Source organism: Streptomyces sp. HUAS YS2 (assembly GCF_033343995.1).
Taxonomy (GTDB): domain Bacteria; phylum Actinomycetota; class Actinomycetes; order Streptomycetales; family Streptomycetaceae; genus Streptomyces; species Streptomyces solicathayae.
Window position 1 is genome coordinate 2,592,947 of record NZ_CP137573.1, and the last position, 24,894, is coordinate 2,617,840.

Genomic DNA, 24,894 nt, shown 5'->3' on the forward strand with positions numbered 1-24,894 from the left:
TAGGATGCGCCTCATGCGCCGTTCCAAAATCGTCTGTACGCTGGGCCCCGCCGTCGACTCCTACGAGCAGCTGAAAGCGCTGATCGAGGCCGGCATGAACGTGGCCCGTTTCAACATGAGCCACGGGACCCAGGCAGAGCACCAGGAGCGGTACGACCGTCTCCGCAGGGCGGTGGAGGACACCGGTCACGCCGTGGGCGTGCTCGCCGACCTTCAGGGCCCGAAGATCCGTCTGGAGACCTTCGCCGAGGGACCGGTCGAGCTGGTTCGCGGTGACGAGTTCACCATCACCACCGAGGACGTCCCGGGCGACAAGTCCATCTGCGGCACCACCTACAAGGGGCTGCCGGGCGACGTCTCCAAGGGCGACCAGGTCCTTATCAACGACGGCAACGTCGAGCTGCGGGTCGTCGAGGTCGAGGGCCCCCGGGTGAAGACCATCGTCGTCGAGGGCGGAGTGATCTCCGACCACAAGGGCATCAACCTGCCCGGCGCGGCGGTGAACGTCCCGGCCCTGTCCGAGAAGGACGTCGAGGACCTCCGCTTCGCGCTCCGCATGGGCTGCGACATGGTCGCGCTCTCCTTCGTCCGGGACGCCGCCGACGTCAAGGACGTCCACAAGGTGATGGACGAGGAGGGCCGCCGGGTCCCGGTCATCGCCAAGGTGGAGAAGCCGCAGGCCGTCGAGAACATGGCCGAGGTCGTCGCGGCCTTCGACGCCGTCATGGTCGCCCGTGGCGACCTCGCGGTGGAGTACCCGCTGGAGAAGGTCCCGATGGTGCAGAAGCGCCTCGTGGAGATGTGCCGCCGCAACGCCAAGCCGGTCATCGTCGCCACCCAGATGATGGAGTCGATGATCACCAACTCCCGCCCGACCCGCGCCGAGGCGAGCGACGTCGCCAACGCGATCCTGGACGGCGCGGACGCGGTCATGCTCTCCGCCGAGTCCTCGGTGGGCGCCTACCCGATCGAGACCGTGAAGACGATGTCGAAGATCGTCGCCGCGGCCGAGGAGGAGCTGCTCTCCAAGGGCCTGCAGCCGCTGGTCCCGGGCAAGAAGCCGCGTACCCAGGGCGGCTCCGTCGCCCGCGCGGCCTGCGAGATCGCGGACTTCCTCGACGGCAAGGCGCTGATCGCCTTCACCAAGTCCGGCGACACCGCCCGCCGGCTGTCCCGCTATCGCACCGTCCAGCCGATCCTGGCCTTCACCACGGACGAGTCGACCCGCAACCAGCTCACCCTGAGCTGGGGCGTGGAGTCCTTCCTCGCCCCGTTCGTGGAGACCACCGACGCCATGGTCGACATCGTCGACGCGGAGCTGCTGAAGCTCCAGCGGTACAACGAGGGCGACACCATGGTCATCACCGCCGGCTCGCCCCCCGGCGTCCCCGGCACCACCAACATGGTCCGGGTGCACCACCTGGGCGGCGCGCAGCGCGCCTGACGCGCCGCGGCACCGGAACACGACGAGGGCCCCCGCCCGATCGGACGGGGGCCCTCGTCGTACCGCGGCTCCCGGGGGGGGGGTCTTTCGCTGCCCGTGGAAGGGTCAGTTCGGTTCGATCGTGTTGCGCAGGCCGGGAACCCTGAGCGTGCCGCCGAACTGGCCGGCCTGGATGACCTCCACGTTCGTGAAGAACGCGAACGGGACGTCGAGCGGCGGCGGGGTCTCCGGGTTGAAGGTGACCGGGATCAGGCCGAAGAGGTTGCCCTTCAGCTGCTCCGTGTACATGGTCACCGTGCCGTCGCGCATCGTCGACGTGGAGCCCCGGTCCGAGCGGACGTGGCCGGTGTAGCCGTCCGAGTGGACGGTCTTCTGGTGCAGGTCCTTGATGTCCACGCCGTTGCTTGCGGTGAACTTCAGGACCTTCTTGATCTTGCCGCTGCCGGTCTTGACCTCGACGATGCCGTGGTACTTGAGGCCCTTGAGCGTGAGCAGCGTGCTGTCGAGGATCCACGGCTCGTCCGGGACGAGGGCCGCGCCCTCCTCCAGGTCCGCCGCGGCGAGCGCCTGCGGGTCGGGCGTCGGACAGGGGAAGCGGGGCTTGCCCTCCTCCGGTATGTCCGTGTCCTTCTTGACGTCCAGGCCCTTGGCGTCGTCCCCGAGCTCCTTGACGGTGGCGCCGGCCTTGTCGGCGGCGTCCTTGATCGCGTCCTTGGTGCGGTCGCTCGCGTCGTCGAGGGCCGGCTTGGAGGCGCCGGACGTCGGCTCGTCGGTCGGCTTCGCGGTGGGCGTGGGCTCGGCCGTCGGCTCGGTGGACGCGGTCGGCGTCGGGGTGGCCGTCGGCTCGTCCGGTCCGTCGAAGAGGTCCTTGATCTTGTCGCCGACGCCCAGCGGGTCCAGCGGATTGACGGACTTCGTCGGGGTCGGGGACGGCGAGGCGGACGGCGCGGTGGCGCCGCTCGTGGTCCGCTCCTCCGTGGTGGCCTTGTCGGTGGTGGCGCTCGCGGACGGGCTGGCGGTCGGCTCCGGCGTCTTGTCGGCCGAATCGTCCTTGCCCGTCTCGCTGCTCGACGCGCTCGGCTCGGGAGTCTTGGTGGGCTCGGGGCTCTTCGACTCCTCGACCGGCTCGTCGGAGCGGGTCACACAGGGGCCCGGCGCGAAGGGGATGTCCTTCTCGTCGGCGAGCGCGAGCTTGGGCGTCAGGCCCATGCCCACGAGGACCGCGGTCGGCATGGCGGCCAGGGCCATCGCCTTGCCGGCGGGCACCTGGAGCTTGTTCAGCAGCGACTTGCGGGGGGCCGCGTGACGCGGACCCTTTCTCGCCAGAGTGGCGTCCTCTCCAGCCGTCGCCGACTGTGTTTCGTCACCCCGCACTGTTCCTCCCGCCGTTGGCGTCGATCGTGGTTTCGGTCGCGTGCTCGTTCGGGGCCGCCGACTCGTCGGTTGCGCGCTGCTCGGGCACCGCGAGGGGCTTGATCATGGTGACCGCGGCCGCCGGGGCGGCCTCCGCCACCGGAGCCGGCTGCGCGGCCGGAGCCGCCTGGGAGGCCTCGGTCTCGTCCGCCGGGACGCCGGGGACCCACGCGACGGAGAGACCGCCGCCGATCAGGGCGCAGATCAGGCCGATGCCGAAGCCGCCGAGGTTGGCGACCGGGATGGACACGAGCGCCAGGATGATCGCCGCGATACCCGCGAACACCCGGACCGCGGACTGGAACCACATCGTCAGGCCGAGGGTGACCAGCAGCACGCCGATGATCAGCGAGCCGGCGCCGGCCGTGGTGGCCATGGCGATCGTCATGTTGCCGAGCCGCAGGTCGGCGTACGGCAGGTAGGCGATCGGCAGGCCGCCGATCATGGTGAGCAGCCCGGCCCAGAACGGCCGGTTGCCCCGCCAGGCCTTGAAACGCAGTCGCCAGTAGGTGAATCCGCGGGAACCAATGGTCTCGGCGCTCATGGAAAAGCTCCCTGGAAGCGGTGTTGCTGAGAAGAGATGGAGATCGGCGCCGCCCGGGGGCGGCTGCCCGAAACGGGCGGGGTCGTGTGGCCACGTCCCCGCCCGCCGGCCGAGTGACTACTCGGTGAAGCACTCCTTGGTGCCCTTGTGCAGCTTCAGGCTCAGGTTGCTGAGCTTGAACGTTCCGGCGGTGGTCGCCCACGCCTTCTGCTCCACGTTCGTCAGCTTCGCCGTCTTGGCGCGCTGCGAGAAGCCGTACGGGTTGGCCTGGGTGCCCGGCTGAATGCCCGGGTCCTTCAGGGAGCCCGCGGCCACACCGATGTCGATGTTGCCGAACTCGGCGTCCGCCTTCAGCGAGGAGACATCCAGGTAGATGTCCTTCGCGTAGACCGGCTTGGCCGGGTCCGTACCGGCGCGCAGCTCCAGCGAGACGTTGCCGATGAACGGAACGTCCGGGGTCACCACGGACTGGCACATGTTGGAGATCCAGGCCTCGGAGAAGCCCGAGACACCGACCGGCTCAGCGAACGGCTGACCCTTGAGGTCCTTGCCGCTCGCCACGCTGCCGTACTGGACGAAGTCCTTGCCGACAAGGCTGTCGGCCTTCACCTTGAACTCCTGGCCGGAGATGCTGAAGGACGCGGCGAGCGCGCCCTGAGCCAGGCCGACACCGATCGCGGCCGTCGCGGCCACGCTCGGCACCATGACGACGGCGAACCGCTTCCATCTGGTCCCGCCACGAACCTGGGACTTCATGAGAATTCCTCCTTCTCGGACGTACATCTCCGGATGGGCCAAGGCCCGTCCTGGGATGGGAGAAGTGCTACGTCCTCGGGAAGGAGAGCGCCGTCTTCAGGCGCGACGCGCGTCCGAATCACCGGCGATCACCCCCGAGCGACAACCACTGGCCACGCCTTGCGCGCAACCTGCTGGACAGGCCCTGCCGACAAGAGCAGGAACCCCCCTGTCCACGACCGGCGGCACTGCCACCGGCCCGCTCGGTGGGGACCCTCGCCGACTTCCCGGCCGGGTGCCGGGGCTGGTGTGGAGAGGACCGAGCGTGGCCGATCGTGGTCCATTACGGGCCGGGGCACAAGGGGGTTCGTTACTGGCTAGTAACGGGTGGATAACCACGGCGCGACAGGGCGCCGTCGGACGGGTACACAGGGTGTCGTCAAGTGACGCGACAAAAAGGATGATGAACGGATCAACTCGGACAGAAATCGGGGTTCGATTTACTACGAGTAACAGCGGCCGCGATTACCAAGTTTTGGTAAAGCGCGGCCGTGTTTTGTCACTGTGTCGCCAAATCGCCGGGCGCCGCACGGGCTGACGTGCGGCGCGGACGCGTCAAAAGCGGAGGGTCAGAACAGCACCCGGGCGAGCGCCTGGCGCGCGGCCGTCACCCGCGGGTCCTCCGCGCCGATGACCTCGAAGAGTTCGAGCAGCCGGAGCCGGGCCGCGTCGCGGTCCTCGCCGAAGGTGACGCGCACGGTGTCCACGAGCCGGCCGAAGGCGTCCTGCACATGACCGCCCACCAGATCGAGGTCCGCTGCGGCGATCTGGGCGGCGACGTCCTTCGGGTTGTCCGCGGCCTCCTTGCGCACCCGCTGCGGGTCCACGCCCTGTACGCGGGCCAGGAGTTCGGCCTGGGCCAGGCCCAGCTTGGCCTCGGTGTTGCCCGGGTCGTCGGCCAGCACATTCTTGTACGCCTGGACCGCACCGCCCAGGTCGCCCGCGTCCAGCGCGTCGACGGCGGCCGAGAGCAGCGCGTCGTACGGGCCGGCGGGGGCGGCGGCCGGGACACCGGACTCGGCGTCCTGGTCCACGACGATGCCGGTGAGCCCGAAGCGCTCCTCGCCGACCTGGATCAGCTGGTCGAGGGTGGCCCGGATCTGTGCCTCCGGGGCCGCGCCCTGGAAGAGCGGCAGCGCCTGACCGGCGACCACCGCGAAAACGGCCGGAATTCCCTGGATCCCGAACTGCTGCATCAGCATCTGGTTGGCGTCGACGTCGACCTTGGCGAGGACGAAGCGCCCGTTGTACTCGACCGCGAGGCGCTCGAGGAGGGGGCCGAGCTGCTTGCACGGCTCGCACCACTCGGCCCAGAAGTCGATGACGACCGGGACCTCGGCGGACCGCTGCAGGACATCGCGCTCGAAGCCCGCCTCGTCGACGTCGATCACCAGGGCGGACGGGGCGACGGCCGCGCCGCCGCCGGTGCGGGCCGCCTCGGCGCGGGCCTGCTCGGCCTTGGCCTTGGCCTCTCCGGCCGCCTTCACCGCGGCGAGGTCGACGACGCCGCTCATGGACATGTTCCTAGGCTGCATGGGTACATCCTCCCCCTTCCGCGCGCGTAACCGGAAAGCCATGGCCGAACCGTGCCGCCCGTAGGCCCCCCGCCGGTTGCGGGGCGTACGGACGTGCCCGGTTCGGTGTGCTGTTCTGCTGTGGCGCACCGGGTCCCCACCCGGTGCCTGTGGTTGTCGCGGGGGCCGCTCAGACCCTTTCGCTACGGGTCGTAGCGTAACTGGATCGGGCGGGGCGGGGGTGGAACTTCCGCGTGAACTGCCTCACAGGACGAGCCTCTGGCGCGTTACTTACCGACGGGTATGGTCGCCTGCATGTGTTCTCGCACCACCCGCAGCGGCCGTACCGGACGTCCCCGGTCCGCCGAGGCCGACACCGCCATCCTGGACGCGACGCGGGCGGCCCTGGTCGACCTCGGCTGGTCCAAGCTGACGATGGGCGACGTGGCGACCCGGGCCGGGGTCGCCAAGACCACCCTGTACCGGCGCTGGGGCAACAAGAACGAACTCGTCGTCGACGCCGTCGCCGTCCTCTTCGACGAACTCGAACTGCCCGACCTGGGTTCCCTGCAGGCCGATGTCGAGCACGTGGTGCTCCAGTTCGCCGCCCTCCTGGAACGCCCGGAGACCAAGACGGCCCTGATGGCCGTGGTCGCCGAGTCGACCCGTGACGAGCCGCTGCGCGAGCGCATCCGCACCTCGATCGTCGAGCGTCAGAAGCGCCTCGTCCTGGACGGCCGGCGGCGCGCGCAGGAGCGCGGCGAACTCGCCACGGACCGCGACCCGGAGACCGTGGCGGCCGTCGACGACCTGATCTTCGACGTCATCGCCGGGGCGGTCGTGCACCGCGCCCTGGTCAGCGCCGAACCCGTCGACCGGCGGTGGGCGGAACGGCTCTCCGCGCTCCTCGTCGGCGGCCTCGGCGCGGCGGCTGACCGCGGCTGACGGTTCGGACACGGGCGGGGGCGGTACGGGATGTCCCGTACCGCCCCCGCCGCCGTACCCGGGCCTTCGGCCCCGGCCGCTAGAAGCCCGGGGGCTCCGTGTAGACGCCCCACTCGTCGCGCAGCACGCCGCAGATCTCGCCGAGCGTGGCCTCGGCGCGGACCGCCTCCAGCATCGGCACGATCATGTTGGAGCCGTCCCGCGCGGCCGCCAGCATGGCGTCGAGCGAGGCGCGCACCTTCGCGTCGTCCCGCCGGCCCTTGCGCTCGCCGAGCACCCGGACCTGCTCCCACTCGACCTCGTGGCTGACCCGCAGGATCTCCAGGTCACCGGTGACCGAGCCGTGGTGGACGTTGACGCCGACCACGCGCTTGTCGCCCTTCTCCAGGGACTGCTGGTAGCGGAAGGCGGACTCGGCGATCTCGCCGGTGAACCAGCCGTCCTCGATGCCGCGCAGGATGCCGGAGGTGATCGGACCGATCGGGTGCTGACCGTCCGGGTGCGCCCGGCGGCCCCGCTCCTTGATCTGGTCGAAGATCTTCTCGGCGTCCGCCTCGATGCGGTCGGTGAGCTGCTCCACGTACCAGGAACCGCCCAGCGGGTCCGCGACGTTGGCGACGCCGGTCTCCTCCATCAGCACCTGCTGGGTGCGCAGGGCGATCTCGGCGGCCTGCTCGCTGGGGAGCGCGAGGGTCTCGTCGAGGGCGTTGGTGTGCAGCGAGTTGGTGCCGCCGAGGACCGCCGACAGGGCCTCGACCGCGGTGCGCACGACGTTGTTGTACGGCTGCTGGGCGGTGAGCGAGACACCGGCGGTCTGGGTGTGGAAGCGGAGCCACTGCGCCTTGTCGGTCTTGGCGCCGTAGACCTCCTTCATCCAGCGGGCCCAGATCCGGCGGGCGGCGCGGAACTTGGCGATCTCCTCGAAGAAGTCGAGGTGCGCGTCGAAGAAGAAGGACAGGCCGGGCGCGAAGACGTCCACGTCAAGGCCGCGGGAGAGGCCGAGCTCGACGTAGCCGAAGCCGTCGGCGAGGGTGTACGCCAGCTCCTGCGCGGCCGTCGCCCCGGCCTCGCGGATGTGGTAGCCGGAGACCGAGAGCGGCTTGTACGCGGGGATGCCCTGCGCGCAGTGCTCCATCAGGTCGCCGATCAGGCGCAGGTGCGGCTCGGGCTGGAAGAGCCACTCCTTCTGCGCGATGTACTCCTTGAAGATGTCCGTCTGCAGCGTGCCGTTGAGCACCGCCGGGTCGACGCCCTGGCGCTCGGCGGCGACCAGGTACATGCAGAAGACGGGAACGGCGGGGCCGCTGATCGTCATGGAGGTGGTGACGTCGCCGAGCGGGATGTCCTTGAACAGGACCTCCATGTCGGCGGCGGAGTCGATGGCCACACCGCAGTGGCCGACCTCGCCGAGCGAGCGCGGGTCGTCGGAGTCGCGGCCCATGAGCGTGGGCATGTCGAACGCGACGGAGAGCCCGCCGCCGCCGGCGGCCAGGATCATCTTGTAGCGCTCGTTCGTCTGCTCGGCGTTGCCGAAGCCCGCGAACTGGCGGATGGTCCACGTCCGGCCGCGGTAGCCGGTGGGGTGCAGGCCACGGGTGAACGGGTACTCGCCCGGCCACCCGATGCGCTCGAAGCCCTCGTAGGTGTCCCCGGGCCGCGGCCCGTAGACGGGCTCGACCGGGTCACCGGAGAGCGTCGTGAAGTCGGCGTCGCGCTTGCGGGCCTTGTCGTAGCGGGCCTGCCAGCGACGGCGGCCTTCCTCGATCGCGTCAGCGTCCATGCTTCAAATTTACTAGGACGTCCTAGTAAATGTCGACGGCAAACCCCCGCACGTTTGTGCGGGGGTGAGGGTGAGGGCCTGCGTCAGACCTTGGCCGGAATCGGCTCCGCGCCGCTGACCAGCGGAAGCGTCTCGCGGACGACCTTGCGCTCGACGAAGAAGGCGGCGAAGGGAATCGTCCCGGACAGCAGCACCCACAGGAGCTTGCCGAACGGCCACTTCGCCTTGGAGCCCAGGTCGAACGCGAAGATCAGGTAGATGATGTAGAGGACGCCGTGGGCCTGGGAGACCGCGAAGGTCACGTCCTCGCCCATGTCGAACCCGTACTTGAAGACCATGCAGGTGCACAGCACGAGCAGCATGACGGCGGTCACGTACGCCATGACGCGGTAGCGGGTCAGCACGCTGGATTTCATGCCGTCGAGCGTAACGGCACGTTCCGGGCGATCTTCCGCCGGGTCCCTGCCCGCTTCCGGGCCCCCGCCCGCTTCCGGATCAGCCCTCGTCGAAGTCGTGCGCCGCCACCCGCAGGGGGCGCAGCAGCGCGAAGATCTCGGCGCACTCCTCGGCGTCGTACGCGCCCAGGCCGAATTCCATCCCCATCAGGTCCCGGGTGGCCGCCTCGACGACCTCGCGGCCCTTCTCCGTGATGGAGGCGAGGGTGCCGCGGCCGTCGTTGGGGTTGGGCCGCTTGTCGACCAGGCCGGACCTCACCAGGCGGTCCACCGTGTTCGTCACGGACGTCGGGTGGACCATCAGTCGCTCGCCGATCTTGGACATCGGCAGCTCACCGGCCTTGGAGAAGGTGAGCAGCACCAGCGCCTCGTACCGGGCGAAGGTCAGCCCGTACGGCTTCACCACCGCGTCGACCTCGGCGAGGAGGATCTGGTGGGCCCGCATGATCGAGGTGATCGCGGCCATCGAGGGGACCGGTCCCCAGCGGTTCTGCCAGAGCTCGTCGGCGCGGGCGATGGGGTCGAACGGGAGACTGAGCGGCTTCGGCACGGCACGACCTTACCTACTGGTCATATGGTGGTCAGCCCTGTCTCGTCCTTCGGTCGCCCGGAGCTCCAGGGCGAGCGCGACCAGGCACAGGGTGCCGAGGACGCCGGTGCCGGCGACGACGGCGGGCACCGGGACGAACTCGGCGGCGACGCCGGCGGCGGCCATGCCGACGCCCTGGACGGTCATCATGCCCGCGGTCATCAGGGTCATCGCCCGACCGCGCTGCTCCTCGGGGACGGCGGCGACGAACCAGGCGTCGAGGCCGAGGGTGTACGCGCCGGTCGCGCCGGCCAGGAAGAGCGCGAGAGCGGCGAGCGCGACGCCGGGGGTGAGCGCGTACAGGAGGTACGGCAGCACGCCGGCGGCGACGAGCGGGAGCACGATCCGGGCGCGGGCGGCGGTGCCGAGGACGGAGCCGGCGAGGAGTTCGGCGGCGATCGTGCCGACCGGCAGCGCGCACATCAGCAGGCCGAGGGCGGCGGTGGAGACGTCGATGTGGTCGGCGTACGGGGCGGCGAGGGCCTCGGGGACGACGGCGAACAGGGGCGGCACCCAGAAGGCGAGCATGAGGGCGCGGACGCGGCGGTCGCGCAGGATCCCCCAGGTGGCGCGAATCCCTTCGCGCGGGCCGTCCGCGGCGCGGGCGGGGCGGCGGGCGGTGCCAAGGCGGAGCAGGAGGGCCGACACGAGGAAGGTGGCGGTGGTGATGACGAGGGCGCCGCGCGGGGGTACGACGGTGAGCAGGACGCCGCCGACGGCGAAGCCGGCGAGCAGGGCGCTCTGCGAGACGATCCGCAGGAGCGAGCGGCCGAGGACGAAGAGGTCGCCGTCGCCGAGGATGTCGGCGAGGGTCGCCATGCGGGTGCCGTTGAAGACGGGCGAGACGACGGCGATCGCGCAGCGCAGCGCGAGGAGGACGGCGACGGGGGTGGCGGGCACGACCATGAGCGCGACGCAGCCTGCGCAGACCAGGTCGCAGACGACGAGGATCCGGCGGGGCGGGATCCGGTCGGCGAGTCCGGCGAGCAGGGTGCCGCCGACGAGGTAGGGCAGGAAGCCGAGCGCGAAGGTGAGCGCTGACAGCAGCGGCGAGCGGGTCGTCTGGTACACGAGCACGGTGAGCGCCAGCTCGCTGACGACGACACCGAGCAGCGAGAACAGGTGTGCCACGAAGACGAACCGGAACTCCCGCACCCGGAAGACGGCGGCGTATCCGGCGGGGCCGGGGGTCGGCGCGGCGGGGGCCGGGGCGGGGGCAGCGGCCACGTCCTGCGGCGCCGGGGGCTGCGGGCCGGCGGGCGTCGGCGCCGCGGCTGAGGGCGGCGCGGGCAGCGGTGGGGACCCCTGCGGCGGCAGGGCGTTGTTCGGCATGACCGGGAGCCTGGCGGAGGCCGAGCCGCGGCCGTAGTCTTTCGGCTCCAGACGAATCTTCGCCCCCACCACGAGGCCTCCCATGCCGTATCACCTCCACTTCGGGGAGGCCGACCCGCTGCGGATCCGGTTCGCGGTGTCGCCGCTCTGGGAGACGCACTCCGCGGTGCGGGTGCTCGCCCGGCCGGAGCAGCAGGGCTACCACCTGCCGTGGCTGCGGCGGATCAGACGTTCGGCGGGCGGGCTGGATCTGGGGCCGCTGCATCTGCTGATGCCGTGGCGTGGGCACAGTCCGGACTTCCTCTATCCGCCGCCGCTCGGCCCGGCCGCCACGTTCGAGGAGGAGATCGCGGCGGTGCGCCGGACCGACCCGGAGCTCGTGCGCGAGGACGTCGCGCGGGCGCTGGCCGGGACGCCGGGGGCGGCCCGGTCCGAGGAGGGGCGCCGACTGCTGGCCGATCCCGCCGCGTCGATCGCACGGCTCGCCGACCTGCTGGAGGCCGCCTGGGAGGTGCTCGTCGCCCCGGACTGGCCACGGCTGCGCGCGCTCCTTGAGGCGGACGTCGCGTACCACTCGCGGCGGCTCGCCGAGGGCGGGACGGAGCGGCTGCTGACGGAGCTGCATCCGGCGTTCGCCTGGGTCGCCGAGACCGCCACGCTCGTCGTCGACTACCGCGGCGAGCACGTCCGGACGCTGGACGGGCAGGGCCTCGTCCTCATGCCGTCGGTGTTCACCTGGCCGCACGTGGTCAGCGGCTTCGACCCGCCGTGGCAGCCGACGGTGGTCTATCCCGTGCGCGGCATCGGCGGGCTGTGGACGGCGCCGCGCGACCGGACCCCCGACGCGCTCGCCCGGCTGCTCGGCCGGCACCGGGCGGACGTGCTGTGCGCGCTCGACGAGCCGGCCGGGACCAGCGCGCTCGCGCACCGCCTCGGCCTGGCGCCGTCGTCCGTCTCCGCGCATCTGGCGGTGCTGCGCGAGGCCGGGCTGCTCACCTCGCGCCGCTACGGCCACCAGGTGCTGTACGAGCGGACGCCGCTGGGGATCGCCCTCGCGGCGCCGGTGTCGCACCCGGCCGCCGAATGACCGCTGTGCGAGGATGGCCCGGCTTGTCCCGATCTTGAATCGTCTCGATTCGCCTCCCCTCGCCTCGACTCTGGGGGCCGGATGTCCCGCCGTTCCGCCGTCACCTCTCTGTCCCTGGCGGGCGTGGTACTGCTCGCCCTCACCGGCTGCGGCGGACCGGACGAGCCGGCGGGACGGACGCCCGTCGGGCCCCCGGTCGGCGAGACGGGTTCAGTGGCGCCCACCGCCGGTTCAGCGTTCTGGGTCGACCCGGACAGCGACGCGGCGCGCGAGGTGAAGCGGTACGAGGCGCAGGGCCGTACCGAGGACGCGAAGGTGCTGCGGCGGATCTCGGAGCGCCCCGTCGCCGACTGGCCGGCCCACGAGGACCCGGTGCCGGACATCGCGAAGGTCGTGAAGGGCGCTGGGGCGGCCGGCCGGACCGCGGTCCTCGTCGCGTACAACATCCCGCACCGCGACTGCGGCCTGTACTCCGCGGGCGGCGCGCCCGACGCCGGTGCCTACCGGAACTGGATCGACGCGTTCGCCGGCGCGATCGGCGACGCGCCCGCGGTCGTCGTCCTCGAACCGGACGCGGTGCCGCACCTCGTCGACGGCTGCACCCCCGCCCAGCACCAGGACGAGCGCTACCAGCTGCTCTCCGGGGCGATCGACCGGCTGAAGCGGCAGCCGCACACCCGGGTCTACCTGGACGCGGGCAACCCGGCGTGGATCGAGGACCCGGCCAAGCTGGTCGAGCCGCTGCGCCGGGCGGGCATCGCCCACGCCGACGGCTTCGCGCTCAACGTCTCCAACTTCCAGACGAACAACGCCGTCAAGGACTTCGGCGCCAAGCTCTCCGGGCTCCTCGGCGGCGCGCACTACACCGTGGACACCAGCCGCAACGGCGACGGCCCGCTGCCCGGGAACCGGGACCAGGCGTGGTGCAACCCGCCGGGGCGGGCGCTCGGCACACCGCCGACGACCCGGACCGGCGATCCGCTCGTCGACGCGTACCTGTGGATCAAGCGCCCCGGGGAGTCGGACGGCACCTGCCGGGGCGGCCCGGCCGCCGGGACGTGGTGGCCGGACTACGCCCTCGGCCTGGCGCGCCGCGCGAAGGGCTGAGGCTCTCGGCCGCGCCCGGGAGCCGAGACCCGCCGCCTCACTCCACCTGCACCCACCTCGCCTCCGAAGGCGTCCCCTTGTCGTCGGTCACGAAGAGCATGTACCAGCCGGGCGGCACGAGGGTGCGGTCCAGCGGCGCCTCCACGGTGACGGTGTCCCGGGTCTTCGTCAGGCCGAGGGCCACCGACCGCTGTTCCACGTCCGTGGTGTGCGTGACGGCGCTGGGGCGCATCAGCCGCGCCGTGGTGATCCGGGCCGCGTCCGCGCTGCGGAAGGTGGCGCGCGCGTTCTGGTCGAGTTCCTGCGGCCCCTCCCCCAGGACCGGCCGGTCGGCGCCGGCCTGCATGTACGGCGGGGTGAAGATCTCGACGCGCTGCTCGAAGGTGCCGAGCTTGGTGTTGTCGGCGTCGTCGAAGAGCGGGTCGGAGCCGAAGGTGGCGACTCGTCCGTCGGGCAGCAGCAGCGCCTCCGAGTGGTAGTTGCGGCCGACCGTCGGGTCCGCGGCGGCGGTGAAGGCGTTGGTCCTCGGGTCGTAGAACTGCGCCTTGAGGATGTCGCTGCCGCTGCGGCCGCGGTACTGCTCGGACCCGCCGGTGGTGAACACGGTGTCGTCGGGCATCAGGACACCGCTGAGGTAGCGGGTGCCCTGGGGCAGCTTCGGCCCGTCGGTGAAGCTCGGCTCGTCCTTCGACAGGTCGACGATCGAGGTGCGGGCGGTGGACTTCTGGGACTCGCCGACCCCGCCGCCGCCGAGCACCATCACCTTCTGGTCCTGCACGGGCGGCAGCATCAGGGAGGCGGAGGTCTCCAGCTGGTCGGTGTCGGAGAGTCCGCCGAGCTTGGTGAAGACGTTCTTCTTCAGGTCCCACAGCCCGGGCTCCCGGCCCTTGCCGGCCGGCCCGTACCCGGCGTTGGAGCCGGTGTAGAGCAGCTTGCCGCCCTGGGTGAGGAAGAGCGCCGGGTAGGTCGGGAAGTAGCGGAAGGGGCCCTTGGTCCACTTCTTCGTCGCCGGGTCGTAGATCTCGTTGTCGCCGGGGACGACGTCGCCGACGTCGTTGAGTCCGGAGACGGCGAGCACCTTGCCGTCCTGCAGGGTGACCAGGGTGGGGTACCAGCGCGCGTCCTTCATCGGGGCGACCGGTACGTAGCGTTCGGCCTTGGGGTCGAACTCGTAGGCGGCCTTGATGCCCTGGAAGTCCTGCTTCTCGGTGGTGATCTTCTGGGCGATGCCGTAGACGTTGTCGGCGTCCTTGCCCTTGAGGCCGACGACCTCGTACTGCGCGGCCTCGGTGGTCAGGGCCTGCGGCCCGGCCTTGCGCGCCTCGACGAAGACCCGGGACTCGGCGGCGGTGATCTTCGTCTTCCAGGGCTTCATCTGGCCGCTCTTGAAGTACGAGACCTCGAACGCGCGCTTGGCCTTGGGCACGGTGACGTCGAACCGGGAGACGTACTCGACGCCCGAGGGCGAGCGGAAGACGGTGCCCTTCTTCAGGGTGATCGCCCGGTCGGGGCTCTCGTTCTTGACCCGCATGCCGCCGCCGGCCTTCTCGACCTCGCCGTCGAGCACCTCGTAGCGGGCGGTGCCTCCGGCGACCAGCAGCTTTCCGTCGGGGAGTTGGGAGTGTCCGGCGCAGAAGAAGTCCTCGGGGGTGGGGATCTTCTTGAAGGTGTCGTTCCGCGGGTCCCAGAGGACGGTCTCGAAGGTGCCGGAGTCGAACTTCTTCTGATCGTTGCCGGATCCGGCGATGAGCAGCACCTTGCCGGTGTGCAGCAGGGCGGCGTGGATGGCGTTGATCCGGAACTCGGCCGGGACGTCGAGCTCCTGCCAGGAGCCGTACCGGGCCTTGTAGCCGGGCTGGGCGATCTTGTAGGCGTGGTACTTCTCGGTGGCGAAGGTGACCGCGGCGGGGGCGTTGAGCCCGGCGAGCAGCAGCACCGCCCCGCCGGCCAGAAGCTGTTTCCTGAACTTGTTCGACGGCCGGTAGGCCATGTCTCAGTTCCCTCCGGTCGTCGTGGGGGCGGGTGCCGGGGACGCGGGCGGGCCGGCGGCGGGCCGCGCCCCGAGGCCGTCGCGGGCGTCGGCACGGGCGCGGGCGCGGGTACGGGTACGGACCCGGGCCTCGGCGCGCAGCCGCTGCGTGCGCCGCCGGCGCACCTCGGTCCAGAGCCAGACCGCGACCGGGGCGAGCGCGATGACCAGCGCGAGTACGGCCCAGGTGCGCATGGCCGCGTGGGTGTGGCCGAAGTGCACCGAGGCGACCAGCGAGGCGATCAGGACGGCGGCCCAGTAGAGGTGGATCCGGAAGGTGAGCAGCCGGTCCGGGCTGGCCTCGCCCCCCTTGGGGGTGACGACGAAGCGGCCCCGGGTGCGCAGCACCGCGGAGCAGAGCGACTTGAGGTAGATCGGCGCGGACAGCGCGGACATCACCATGCCGGCCAGGCCGCCGGAGCCCTCGGGTTCGTGCGGTGAGACGTTGTGCCGCCGGTTCCACAGGTAGAGCCCGATCTGCAGGGCGAGCGCGTCGCTGTAGATCATCAGCCAGACCGACGAGGAGACCTGCGTCCCGGACGCGCCGAGCCACAGGAACAGGACGCAGCTGAGGATGCCGAGGAACCAGTTGACGGCCGTCATCGGGTAGTAGACGAGCATCAGCGTGTAGTTGAGCAGCCGGCCCGGCGGAACCCGGAAGGGCGCCTTCCAGTACTGCTTGAAGAGGGTCTCGTAGGTGCCCCGGGACCAGCGCAGCTGTTGGGTGAAGAAGTCGGTCCAGGACGCCGGGCCCTCGCCGACGGCGAGCACGTCCGGGGTGTAGACCGAGCGCCAGAAGTGCCCGGTCAGCGGGTTCTTGCGGCGGTGCAGTTCGAAGCCGGTGGCCATGTCCTCGGTGATCGAGTCGTACAGCCCGCCGATCTGCTTGAGGGCGGCGACCCGGACGATGTTGTTGGTGCCGACGAACATGGGCGCGTGGTAGCGGTTGCCGGCCCGCTGGATCAGCGCGTGGAAGAGGAACTGCTGCGACTCGGCGGCCTTGGTGACGGGCGAGGTGTAGTTGCCGTACACCTGGGGGCCGACGACGAAGGCGACGTCGGGGTCGCGGAAGAAACCGAGCATCCGCTCCAGGAAGTTCGGCAGCGGGACGTGGTCGGTGTCGACGGAGGCGAAGAATTCGTACGCGTCCCCGTGCATGGCCAGCCAGGCGTTGTAGTTGCCGTGCTTGGTGCGGGCCTTGTGAACGCCCTTCTTCCGGTTCCACTCGGGGACGCCGGCCCGGGTGAAGTGCCGTACCCCGAGCTCCGCGCAGAGCGCCCTGGCCTGCTCGTCGTCGCCCTCGTCGAGCAGCCAGACGTCCAGGACGCCGTCGTGCCGGAGCCGGACGGCGCCCTCCAGGGTCGCGCGGGCCATGGCGAGGGGTTCCTTGCCGGGCACGTAGGTGGTGAGGAAGGCGACCCGGGTGCCCTTCTTCGGGTACACGGGCACGGGGTCGCGGGCGACCATCGTGGCGTGCGCGATCGAGGTGACGTTGACCAGCATGAACAGGCAGATCACGCCGATCGACACGAGCATCACCGCGTCGAACCGGACGAGCCACCGGGCGCCGCCCTCCCGGACGGTCCAGTGGCTGGGCCAGACGAGGTAGACCAGCAGGAGCGCCGAGAGGACCGGCGCGAGGCTCATGAGGAGGACGGCTCGTATTCGGTGGGACTCCTTCGACAGCAAGCTTCGGTACTGCACCGTGTAGGGCGTCGTCGCGGGCTGGGTGAGCGGCCCGGCCAGCCGGCTGTAGGTGTCGTAGTCGTAGCCTTGCGGCCGCACGGTGCCTCCAGCGGTCGAACGTGTCGATATCCCCACAGAAAGGGAGTTTCGGCAATGTGTCGACTGGAGGCGTCCGAGTGAGGGGTTTTCAGCCCACGGGGTTTCGCCGGCGCAAGGTGTAGCGGACCGCCTTCTGGGCGACGGGCCCCAGCTCGTCGACCGCCGCCATCAGCGCACCGAGCTGTTCGAGCGCGACGAGGGCCGCCTCCGCGCCGGCCGGGTCCACCCCCTCGTACAGCTCCATGCCGACGAAGGACGCGGCGACGGCGCGGGCCAGCCCGGCGGGGTCGGCGAACTCGCCGACCGGGCTGGCGTCGAGCACCCGCCTGAGGACCTGCTCGATCTCGGCGATCCACAGGTCGAGCCCGGCGGCGGTGGCCGGGGCGAGCCGCGGCTGGGTCTGCGCCCCGGCGAGCAGCTGGCCGAGCACCGCGACATGGCCGGCGGCACGCTCCTCGGCGTGGATCTCGCGGCCGACGGCGAGCAGCCCGGTGAGGCTGTCGACGCTGCGGAGCCGGTCGCGGTACAGGGCGACCCGCTGCTCGGAGCCGTACCGGCAGGCCGCGGCGAGCAGCTCGTCGACGGAGCCGAAGTGGTAGAAGACCAAGGCCTGGTTGACGCCGGCGGCCGCGGCGACGGACCGCGCGGACGTCTTGGCGATGCCCTGCTCGGTCAGGGTCCGCAGGGCCCCTTCGAGCAGCTTGTCCTTGGTCTCCTGGCTCACGCCCGCACCTCCTCGCGCACGGGGCGCAGCCCGGCGCGCACCCCGTGGGAGCGTACGTCGTGGTACTCGGCGGTGAACGAGCCCTCGTAGCCGAACAGCGGCCCGACGTACCGGTTCACGACCCGGACCCGGATCCGGAAGCGGCCGGCGGCCTCGTCGTACGACTCCCTCACCTCCGCCTCGCCGCCGAGGAGTTCGGGCACCCGGGCGTCCAGCCGGCCCTCACGGAAACGGTGTTCGCCGGACCGGATCAGCAGCGAGCCGTCCGGCTCCGCGGACATGTGCAGATCGGTGGCGAGGTGCTGGTGGGTCCCGAGGTAGTCGAGGACGCAGTCGCGCTCCGGGCTGAACACCATGGTGGCGTCGAAGCGGCGCGGGCCGCCGGGCAGCGCGAAGGTCCGTACGAAGGTGACGGTCTCGCGGCCGTACGAGTCGGTGTACGGCACGTTCTCGATGGTGAAGGGCACGTCGCGACCGGTGCGCGGCACGAGGATGTGCCGCAGCCCGCCGAGCGCCAGGAACGGCTTCACGAACGCCGGTCCGTGCCAGATCCGGTCCATGACGCCCCGCCCGGTGCAGGCCTCGCCACTGTCGAGCCCGACGGTGAACCGCCGCTGGAGCTGCGGGTGCAGCCGCCCGAACGCGGCGTCCCCCATGGCGGCACGGAAGATCGAGGTCATGCCTGCTCCAGGGTGGCGAGAAGCCGCGGCGCGGCGGTACGGGCGGGCGGGGTCCGCAGACAGCGCCGCGCGGCGGGCGTCCGGGACGAGGGCGGTACGAGGAGGGCGGCGGCCACGACGATCAGCGCCACCGGGCCCCAGACCGCCGCGGCGGCCACGAGCAGGGCGCGGGCGGCGAGTTCGAGCTGCCAGTGGGTGCGGGAGCGTTCCGGGGTGATGCCGTGCTCGCACCACAGGCGCAGCCGGTCGAAGGACCAGGCCGTCGCCCAGCCCATCAGGGGGCGGAAGACGAGCCGGTCGGCGGCGCGGCCGAGGCGGCCCCAGCGCGGCCGGTAGTCGTACCCGGTGAGGAACCGCACGCCCTCGGGGCCGGGGACGTAACGCCAGTACCCGCTGCCCTCCGCGAGCAGCGACAGCGGATGCGGCGAGGCGAACCGCAGTGCGGAGACCCGGTCGCCGCCGGCCCGGTGGCGCTCCCCCGCGGAGACACCGGTGCCGGCGACGGTCAGGAAGGGCAGCACGCGGGTGGCGTACCGGAACCGCTGGGGTTCGCCCTCGGTGCGCGGCAGATAGTCGATCTCGGTGAACCGAAGGTCCCACCGCTGATGCTCCGCCGGTTCCTGGGTGCGCTCCCAGAGCGTCTCCAGGTCCGCGCGGACGTGCGTCTCTATGTAGAGGCCCATGCCCTGTCCCCCCAGCTCGGCGCCCCTTTTGAGCGACCGCTCAACGGGAAGGTAGCGGATTTTGAGCAGTCGCTCAACCAGCGGGCACGACAAAGCCCCCGGCCCATCAGGACCGGGGGCTCGTACGTGCTTCGGTGCTTCGGCGCTCCGGTGCTCAGCCGTCGGCGAGATGCCGCTCCATCGTCGCCACCTTGGAGGTGAGACCGCCCGTGACGCCGGGCCGGATGTCGGCCTTGAGGACGACGGAGACCCGCGGCGCGCGCGCCTCGACGGCGGCGACGGCGCGCTTCACGACGTCCATCACCTCGTCCCACTCCCCCTCGATCGAGGTGAACATCGCATCGGTGCGGTTCGGCAGCCCCGACTCCCGGACGACGCGCACGGCGTCGGCGACGTACTCGCCGACCTCCTCGCCCACGCCGAGCGGGGTCACGGAGAAGGCGACGATCATGCGTTGACCACGCCCTCCTTGCGGGCGCGGGTGGCGATCACGGCGTCCTCGGCCTCGCGCTTGAGCTTGCGCTCGGCGAAGAAGCCACCGAACGGCAGCACCGAGAGGACGAAGTAGACGGCGGCGGTCTTGAAGCTCCACTTGGTGCGGTTCCAGGCGTCCAGCCAGAACAGCACGTAGAGAACGAAGAGGATGCCGTGGATCGCACCCATCACCGGCACCGCGTTGAAGTCCGTGGTGCGCTTGAGCACCGAGCAGACCAGCAGCAGGAGGAACGAGACGGCCTCCGGCGCGGAGACGAGTCGGAGACGGTGGAGGGAGGCGGCGGTCTTGATGTCCACGGGGGCACCTTCGTTTGATCTTGTGAATGGATGCACAAGGGCGTGTCCATTGTGACAGCCGACTTTGCTGTCTCTTTGTCCGGGGGCCCAGTACCTTCTCGGGGTGGCTACGTTCCGACTCCAAGGCAGCAAGGTGCTCGCCGTCGACATGTCCGGCGACGCCGTCAAGGCGAAGAACGGCTCGATGGTCGCCTACGACGGCCAGATGGCGTTCAAGAAGATGTCCGGCGGCGGTGAGGGCCTGCGCGGCATGGTGACCCGCCGACTCACCGGCGAGCAGATGGAGGTCATGGAGGTGCGCGGGCAGGGCACCTGCTGGTTCGCCGACCGGGCCTCCGAGATCAACCTGGTGAACCTGCACGGCGACAAGCTCTGGGTCGAGGCGAGCAACCTGCTCTGCACCGACGCCGGGCTGCGCACCGGCACCTCCTTCACCGGCCTGCGCGGCGGCGCGACCGGCAACGGACTCTTCACCACCACGGTGGAGGGCACCGGCCAGGCCGCGATCATGTCCGACGGGCCGGCGGTGGTGCTCCGCGTGAGCCGCGACTACCCGCTGTCGGTCGACCCGGGCGCGTACGTCGCTCACCAGGGCAACCTCCAGCAGAGCTTCCAGTCCGGGGTGACCTTCCGCACCTTCCTGGGCGAGGGAGGCGGCGAGGCGTTCCAGATCCGCTTCGAGGGCGACGGCCTGGTGTACGTCCAGCCGAGCGAGCGGAACACGATCGGGGGTGACGTGTAATGCCGTTCCGTGAGGTCAACTCGAAGATGGTCGAGGCCCAGGTGGTCCCCGGACAGCGCATGTTCAGCCAGCGCGGAGCGATGCTGGCCTACCGCGGCGAGGTCGCTTTCACGCCGAACATCGTCGGCGGCCAGGGCGGCGTGATGTCGATGATCGGCCGCCGGGTGGCGAACGAGGCGACGCCGCTGATGACCGTGGAGGGCAGCGGCACCGTGATGTTCGGGCACGGCGGCCACCACATCCAGGTGATCCGGCTGACCGGCGACACCCTGTACGTCGAGGCCGACCGCCTGCTCGCCTTCGACGGCTCCCTGGAGCAGGGCACGATGTTCATGGGCTCGCAGGGCGGGGTCATGGGCATGGTCCGCGGCCAGGTCACCGGCCAGGGCCTGTTCACCACGACCCTGAAGGGCCGCGGCGAGGTCGCCGTGATGGCCCACGGTGGCGTGATCGAACTGCCGATCAGCCCCGGCCGCCCGGTCCACGTGGACCCTCAGGCGTACGTCGCCCACCACGGCGACGTACGGAACAAGCTGTCCACCGCCCTCGGCTGGCGCGACATGGTGGGCCGCGGCTCCGGCGAGGCCTTCCAACTGGAGCTGACCGGCACCGGAGCGGTGTACGTCCAGGCCTCGGAGGAGAAGCTGTGACCGGCCCTGTGGTCTTCGACCCGGCGACCCTGCCGTCGGACGACAACGTCAACCCGTACACCTTCTGCGTGGAGCTCAAGGGCTCCCAGTGGTTCCTGCAGAAGGGCAAGATGATCGCCTACTACGGGCGGATGGACTTCAACGGCATCGGGCACGGCCGGCTGGACCGGCTGGTCCGTACGTCCTTCCACTCGCCCCTGCACGCCAGCGACTGGGTGGTCGCGGAGGGCAGCGGCAAGATGCTGCTCGCGGACCGCGCCTTCGACGTCAACTCGTTCGACCTGGACAACGGCAACCTGACGATCCGTTCGGGCAACCTGCTCGCGTTCCAGCCGTCGCTGGCAATGAAGCAGTCGATCGTGCCGGGCTTCGTCACGCTGATCGGCACCGGCAAGTTCGTCGCGGCCTCCAACGGCCCGGTGGTCTTCATGGAGCCGCCGCTGCGGGTGGACCCGCAGGCCCTGGTCGGCTGGGCGGACTGCCCGTCCCCCTGCCACCACTACGACCACGGCTACATGACCGGGGTGATGGGCGGCGTACGGGCCCTGACGGGCCTCGGCGGCGCCTCCGGCGAGGAGCACCAGTTCGAGTTCGTGGGCGCGGGCACGGTCCTGCTCCAGTCGACCGAGATGCTGATGCCGGAGCGGGCGACGGGCGAGGTCCCGCACCAGGCCGGCGTCCCCGGGGGGCACGGTTCCGGCCAGGGCCCGGCCGCGGGCGTACCGCGCCTTCCCGGACAGCTGGGGGACCTCCAGCGTCGCTTCGGCCTGTGAGCGGTAGTCTGCGGAGTGTGACGCTCTCGAACGTCTGCGCCCGAAGGCCGGGGGGCCGGGTGCGCGGCGTCACACTCCCACAGTTCGTCCAGTATTCAACTTCTTAGGTAGAATCCACATATGGAGACCGAGACGGCCACCCGCTGGCTCACCGACGCCGAACAGTGCGCCTGGCGCACGTACCTGGACGTCAACAGAATGCTGACGTACCAGATGGAGAGGGATCTGCAGCCCTTCGGGCTGACGATGAACGACTACGAGATCCTCGTCAATCTCTCCGAGGCGCCCGACCAGCGCCTGCGCATGAGCGATCTCGCCGCCGCGACCCTGCAGTCCAAGAGCAGGCTCTCGCACCAGATCACCCGCATGGAGAACGCCGGGCTGGTGCGCCGGGAGAACTGCGAGTCGGACCGGCGCGGGCTGTACGCGGTGCTGACCGACCACGGCATGGACACCATGCGCAAGGTCGCGCCGCACCACGTGGAATCGGTGCGCAAGCACTTCGTCGACCTGCTGACCGGCGAGGCGCTCACGGACCTGCACGAGTCCCTGAAGCCGGTGGCCGAGCAGCTGCGCGGAGTACGCGGCAAGCCGTAGCGGACTGTCGCGAGCACGTCGTACGTGCGGAAGGGCCCCTGTGCGGTGCACAGGGGCCTTCCGCGTCCGTGGGCGCCTTGGGGGTCTACGGGAGCTGTGGGCGTCCGTAGGCGGGTCCCCGTGGGCGTCCGTAGGCGGTCCCGTGGGCGTCCGTAGGCGGTCCCGTGGGCGTCCGTATCGGGCTTCAGTTGCCCGTCAGGCCCGCCACGAGCTCGTCGGCCGCCGCGTACGGGTCCAGCTCGCCCGCGACGATGCGCTGCGCGAGCGTGTCGAGACGGCGGTCGCCGTGCAGGTCGCCGATCCGCTCCCGCAGCCGGGTCACCGCGATCGTCTCGACCTCGTTCGCCGCCCGCCGGGCGCGCCGCTCGGCGAGCACGCCGTGCTCCTCCATCCAGGCGCGGTGCTTCTCCAGCGCCTCGACCAGCTCGTCCACGCCCTCGGCGCGCGCCGCGACCGTCTTCACGATCGGCGGCCGCCAGTCGCCCGGGCCGCGGGACTCGCCCAGGCCGAGCATGTGGTTGAGCTCGCGGGCCGTCGCGTCCGCGCCGTCCCGGTCCGCCTTGTTGACCACGTACACGTCGCCGATCTCCAGGATGCCCGCCTTGGCGGCCTGGATGCCGTCGCCCATGCCCGGGGCCAGCAGGACCACGCTGGTGTCGGCCTGGGAGGCGATCTCCACCTCCGACTGTCCGACGCCGACGGTCTCGACCAGGATCACGTCGCAGCCGGCCGCGTCGAGGACGCGAATCGCCTGCGGCGCGGACCAGGCGAGCCCGCCCAGGTGGCCGCGGGTGGCCATGGAGCGGATGTAGACGCCGGGGTCGGAGGCGTGCTCCGACATCCGGACCCGGTCGCCGAGCAGCGCGCCGCCGCTGAACGGCGACGACGGGTCGACGGCCAGGACGCCGACCCGCTTGCCGGCCTTGCGGTAGGCGGTGACCAGCGCCGAGGTCGACGTGGACTTGCCGACGCCGGGCGAGCCGGTCAGGCCGACCACGTACGCCCTGCCCGTGAGCGGGGCCAGCGTGGCCATCACCTCGCGCAGCTGCGGGGACGCCCCCTCCACGAGCGAGATCAGCCGGGCCACGGCGCGCGGCCGGCCCTCCCGTGCCTGGGCGACCAGTGCGGGGACGTCCACCATGTGCTCGCTGCTCCTTACGTGACGCGCGTGACGAATTCTCGCCGGGACTTACTTGCCGGGGACGCGGACGATCAGCGCGTCGCCCTGGCCGCCGCCGCCGCACAGCGCGGCCGCGCCGACGCCGCCGCCGCGCCGCTTGAGCTCGAGGGCCAGGTGCAGCACCACGCGGGCGCCGGACATGCCGATCGGGTGGCCGAGCGCGATGGCGCCGCCGTTGACGTTCACCTTTTCCGGGGTGACGCCGAGGTCCTTCATGGACTGGACGGCGACGGCCGCGAAGGCCTCGTTGATCTCGATGAGGTCGAGGTCCTCGACGGCCAGGCCCTCCTTCTTGAGGGCGTGCTGGATCGCGTTGGACGGCTGCGACTGCAGCGAGTTGTCCGGGCCGGCGACGTTGCCGTGGGCGCCGATCTCGGCGATCCACTCCAGGCCGAGCTCCTCGGCCTTCGCCTTGCTCATCACGACGACGGCGGCGGCGCCGTCGGAGATCTGCGAGGACGTGCCGGCGGTGATGGTGCCGTCCTTGGCGAACGCCGGGCGGAGCTTGCCGAGGGACTCGACGGTCGTCTCGGCGCGGACGCCCTCGTCCTTCGCGAAGACGACCGGGTCGCCCTTGCGCTGCGGGATCTCGATCGGGGTGATCTCGGCCTCGAAGATGCCGTTCTTCTGCGCGGCGGCGGCGCGCTGGTGCGACAGCGCGGCGATCTCGTCCTGCTCCGGGCGCTGGATGCCGAGGCGGGTGTTGTGCTTCTCCGTGGACTCGCCCATGGCGACGTTCTCGAAGGCGTCGGTGAGACCGTCGTACGCCATCGCGTCGAGCATCTCGATCGCGCCGTACTTGAAGCCCTCGCGGGACTTCGGCAGCAGGTGCGGGGCGTTGGTCATGGACTCCTGGCCGCCGGCCACGACGATGTCGAACTCGCCGGCGCGGATCAGCTGGTCGGCCAGCGCGATGGCGTCCAGGCCGGAGAGACACACCTTGTTGATGGTGAGCGCCGGGACGTTCATGGGGATGCCCGCCTTGACGGCGGCCTGGCGGGCCGGGATCTGGCCCGCGCCGGCCTGCAGCACCTGGCCCATGATCACGTACTGCACCTGGTCGCCGCCGATGCCGGCGCGGTCCAGGGCGGCCTTGATGGCGAAGCCGCCGAGGTCGGCGCCCGAGAAGGACTTGAGAGAGCCGAGCAGCCGTCCCATGGGCGTACGCGCGCCCGCGACGATCACTGACGTGGTACCGGTCGTTCCAGACATGAGGCACAGCCCCTTGGGATGAGAGGTGAACGAGGGTTTACC

General features: G+C 71.1%; 25 protein-coding genes. 8 read left to right on the top strand and 17 right to left on the bottom strand.

The annotated features are described in order from the left end of the window. The first annotated feature begins 13 nt into the window (after window positions 1-13). A complete protein-coding gene (gene pyk, locus R2D22_RS11565) occupies window positions 14-1,444 on the top strand; it encodes a pyruvate kinase (RefSeq protein ID WP_318103008.1) in 1,431 nt (476 codons plus the stop codon). A gap of 105 nt (window positions 1,445-1,549) precedes the next feature. On the opposite strand, the gene R2D22_RS11570 is transcribed toward pyk, so the two are convergent. From R2D22_RS11570 to R2D22_RS11585, 4 genes are all read right to left on the bottom strand, one after another. After that, complete coding sequence (locus R2D22_RS11570) at window positions 1,550-2,818, bottom strand: hypothetical protein (RefSeq protein ID WP_318103009.1); 1,269 nt, start codon at window positions 2,816-2,818, stop codon at window positions 1,550-1,552. Continuing rightward, window positions 2,808-3,401, bottom strand: a complete 594-nt coding sequence (locus tag R2D22_RS11575; protein WP_318103010.1) for a DUF6114 domain-containing protein — start codon at window positions 3,399-3,401, stop codon at window positions 2,808-2,810. The genes R2D22_RS11570 and R2D22_RS11575 overlap by 11 nt, the downstream gene beginning before the upstream one ends. Before the next feature lie 117 nt (window positions 3,402-3,518). Then, window positions 3,519-4,157, bottom strand: a complete 639-nt coding sequence (locus R2D22_RS11580; protein ID WP_318103011.1) for a DUF6230 family protein — start codon at window positions 4,155-4,157, stop codon at window positions 3,519-3,521. Window positions 4,158-4,765: 608 nt separating this feature from the next. Further along, complete coding sequence (locus R2D22_RS11585) at window positions 4,766-5,731, bottom strand: tetratricopeptide repeat protein (RefSeq protein ID WP_318103012.1); 966 nt, start codon at window positions 5,729-5,731, stop codon at window positions 4,766-4,768. A 294-nt stretch (window positions 5,732-6,025) separates the two neighbouring features. On the opposite strand from R2D22_RS11585, the gene R2D22_RS11590 reads away from it, so the two are divergent. After that, on the top strand, window positions 6,026-6,655 hold the full coding sequence (locus R2D22_RS11590) for a TetR/AcrR family transcriptional regulator (protein ID WP_318103013.1): 630 nt from the start codon (window positions 6,026-6,028) through the stop codon (window positions 6,653-6,655). A gap of 79 nt (window positions 6,656-6,734) precedes the next feature. Here the strand turns inward: R2D22_RS11590 and R2D22_RS11595 are convergent, their stop codons facing one another. From R2D22_RS11595 to R2D22_RS11610, 4 genes are all read right to left on the bottom strand, one after another. After that, a complete protein-coding gene (locus R2D22_RS11595) occupies window positions 6,735-8,435 on the bottom strand; it encodes a coenzyme B12-dependent isobutyryl-CoA mutase large subunit (protein WP_318103014.1) in 1,701 nt (566 codons plus the stop codon). Between the two features lie 83 nt (window positions 8,436-8,518). Next, on the bottom strand, window positions 8,519-8,851 hold the full coding sequence (locus tag R2D22_RS11600; protein ID WP_318103015.1) for a DUF3817 domain-containing protein: 333 nt from the start codon (window positions 8,849-8,851) through the stop codon (window positions 8,519-8,521). Between the two features lie 79 nt (window positions 8,852-8,930). Beyond that, a complete protein-coding gene (locus R2D22_RS11605) occupies window positions 8,931-9,440 on the bottom strand; it encodes a MarR family winged helix-turn-helix transcriptional regulator (RefSeq protein ID WP_318103016.1) in 510 nt (169 codons plus the stop codon). Window positions 9,441-9,449: 9 nt separating this feature from the next. Beyond that, entirely contained in the window at window positions 9,450-10,811 is a 1,362-nt protein-coding gene (locus tag R2D22_RS11610) for an MFS transporter (protein WP_318103017.1), read from the bottom strand. Between the two features lie 82 nt (window positions 10,812-10,893). Here R2D22_RS11610 and R2D22_RS11615 point away from each other — a divergent pair, with 82 nt between their 5' ends. Beyond that, window positions 10,894-11,898, top strand: a complete 1,005-nt coding sequence (locus R2D22_RS11615) for an ArsR/SmtB family transcription factor (RefSeq protein ID WP_318103018.1) — start codon at window positions 10,894-10,896, stop codon at window positions 11,896-11,898. A gap of 81 nt (window positions 11,899-11,979) precedes the next feature. Further along, window positions 11,980-13,005, top strand: coding sequence for a glycoside hydrolase family 6 protein (locus R2D22_RS11620; protein WP_318103019.1), 1,026 nt, complete (start codon window positions 11,980-11,982; stop codon window positions 13,003-13,005). 37 nt (window positions 13,006-13,042) lie between these two features. Here R2D22_RS11620 and glxA read toward each other — a convergent pair whose 3' ends face one another. The 7 genes from glxA to R2D22_RS11655 form a co-directional block, all read right to left on the bottom strand. Continuing rightward, a complete protein-coding gene (gene glxA / locus R2D22_RS11625; RefSeq protein WP_318103020.1) occupies window positions 13,043-14,995 on the bottom strand; it encodes a radical copper oxidase GlxA in 1,953 nt (650 codons plus the stop codon). Between the two features lie 3 nt (window positions 14,996-14,998). Beyond that, window positions 14,999-16,819: a glycosyltransferase family 2 protein gene (locus R2D22_RS11630; RefSeq protein WP_411977008.1), complete on the bottom strand. Its 1,821-nt coding sequence runs from the start codon at window positions 16,817-16,819 to the stop codon at window positions 14,999-15,001. A gap of 88 nt (window positions 16,820-16,907) precedes the next feature. After that, on the bottom strand, window positions 16,908-17,543 hold the full coding sequence (locus R2D22_RS11635; RefSeq protein ID WP_318103021.1) for a TetR/AcrR family transcriptional regulator: 636 nt from the start codon (window positions 17,541-17,543) through the stop codon (window positions 16,908-16,910). Beyond that, complete coding sequence (locus R2D22_RS11640) at window positions 17,540-18,223, bottom strand: DUF4166 domain-containing protein (RefSeq protein ID WP_318103022.1); 684 nt, start codon at window positions 18,221-18,223, stop codon at window positions 17,540-17,542. The genes R2D22_RS11635 and R2D22_RS11640 overlap by 4 nt, the downstream gene beginning before the upstream one ends. Beyond that, the gene (locus R2D22_RS11645; RefSeq protein WP_318103023.1) at window positions 18,220-18,906 is read right to left on the bottom strand and encodes a hypothetical protein; all 687 of its coding nucleotides are present in this window, start codon (window positions 18,904-18,906) and stop codon (window positions 18,220-18,222) included. The genes R2D22_RS11640 and R2D22_RS11645 overlap by 4 nt, the downstream gene beginning before the upstream one ends. Before the next feature lie 154 nt (window positions 18,907-19,060). After that, window positions 19,061-19,357 carry an MTH1187 family thiamine-binding protein gene (locus R2D22_RS11650; RefSeq protein WP_318103024.1) on the bottom strand — a complete coding sequence of 99 codons (297 nt, stop codon included), beginning with the start codon at window positions 19,355-19,357 and terminating at the stop codon, window positions 19,061-19,063. After that, on the bottom strand, window positions 19,354-19,698 hold the full coding sequence (locus R2D22_RS11655) for a DUF3817 domain-containing protein (RefSeq protein WP_318103025.1): 345 nt from the start codon (window positions 19,696-19,698) through the stop codon (window positions 19,354-19,356). Before R2D22_RS11655 ends, R2D22_RS11650 begins: the two co-directional genes overlap by 4 nt. A gap of 103 nt (window positions 19,699-19,801) precedes the next feature. On the opposite strand from R2D22_RS11655, the gene R2D22_RS11660 reads away from it, so the two are divergent. The 4 genes from R2D22_RS11660 (at window position 19,802) to R2D22_RS11675 (ending at window position 22,460) form a co-directional block, all read left to right on the top strand. Continuing rightward, window positions 19,802-20,440, top strand: coding sequence for an AIM24 family protein (locus tag R2D22_RS11660; protein WP_318103026.1), 639 nt, complete (start codon window positions 19,802-19,804; stop codon window positions 20,438-20,440). Further along, window positions 20,440-21,090, top strand: a complete 651-nt coding sequence (locus R2D22_RS11665; RefSeq protein WP_318103027.1) for an AIM24 family protein — start codon at window positions 20,440-20,442, stop codon at window positions 21,088-21,090. Before R2D22_RS11660 ends, R2D22_RS11665 begins: the two co-directional genes overlap by 1 nt. Continuing rightward, window positions 21,087-21,863 (top strand): AIM24 family protein, encoded by a 777-nt coding sequence (locus R2D22_RS11670; protein WP_318103028.1) that lies wholly within the window; start codon window positions 21,087-21,089, stop codon window positions 21,861-21,863. The genes R2D22_RS11665 and R2D22_RS11670 overlap by 4 nt, the downstream gene beginning before the upstream one ends. A 120-nt stretch (window positions 21,864-21,983) precedes the next feature. Then, window positions 21,984-22,460 (top strand): MarR family winged helix-turn-helix transcriptional regulator, encoded by a 477-nt coding sequence (locus R2D22_RS11675; RefSeq protein WP_318103029.1) that lies wholly within the window; start codon window positions 21,984-21,986, stop codon window positions 22,458-22,460. A gap of 184 nt (window positions 22,461-22,644) precedes the next feature. On the opposite strand, the gene meaB is transcribed toward R2D22_RS11675, so the two are convergent. Together meaB and R2D22_RS11685 are read right to left on the bottom strand one after the other, a co-directional pair. Further along, entirely contained in the window at window positions 22,645-23,601 is a 957-nt protein-coding gene (gene meaB, locus R2D22_RS11680) for a methylmalonyl Co-A mutase-associated GTPase MeaB (protein WP_318103030.1), read from the bottom strand. Window positions 23,602-23,649: 48 nt separating this feature from the next. Beyond that, a complete protein-coding gene (locus tag R2D22_RS11685) occupies window positions 23,650-24,852 on the bottom strand; it encodes an acetyl-CoA C-acetyltransferase (RefSeq protein ID WP_318103031.1) in 1,203 nt (400 codons plus the stop codon). Window positions 24,853-24,894: the final 42 nt, after the last annotated feature.